Below are 391 nucleotides of genomic sequence, written 5' to 3' on the forward strand. Positions count from 1 at the left end.
TACCGTTGCTGGCAGCGAAGTGGCCAGGGCAACGGCGTCGCCCTTGTCATTCTTGGTGGTGGCATTGAAGGTGTAGGTGCCCGCAGGAGCGACCTCGCCCTTCTCGTTCTTGCCATCCCAGATAAAGCTCTGACTGCCGACAGCCTGGGCGCCCATTTCGATGGTGCGCACCAGGTTGCCGTCTTTGTCGGTGACCTTGACGGTGACGTTGCCCGTCGCCGTTTTCACATCCACCGAACCGGTCATGCTCTTGCTGGTATCTACCATGGCCTTGTCGGTCTGGATGATGATCGAGCGGCCTACCAGCGACGATGCCTGCAGCGCTTGCGACGAGCTGAAGTTGCTGGAGATCGCATTCACCGAGTCATTCAGCGTATTGATGCCTTCCAGG

At 59.1% G+C, this 391-nt stretch carries 1 protein-coding gene; it reads right to left on the reverse strand.

The features are described from left to right. A partial coding sequence (locus tag SOP95_RS31995) for a FlgD immunoglobulin-like domain containing protein (protein WP_323609592.1) occupies positions 1–391 on the reverse strand: 391 nt, incomplete at both ends.

This window comes from Pseudomonas sp. YuFO8 (assembly GCF_035065025.1).
Lineage (GTDB): Bacteria > Pseudomonadota > Gammaproteobacteria > Pseudomonadales > Pseudomonadaceae > Aquipseudomonas > Aquipseudomonas putida_AE.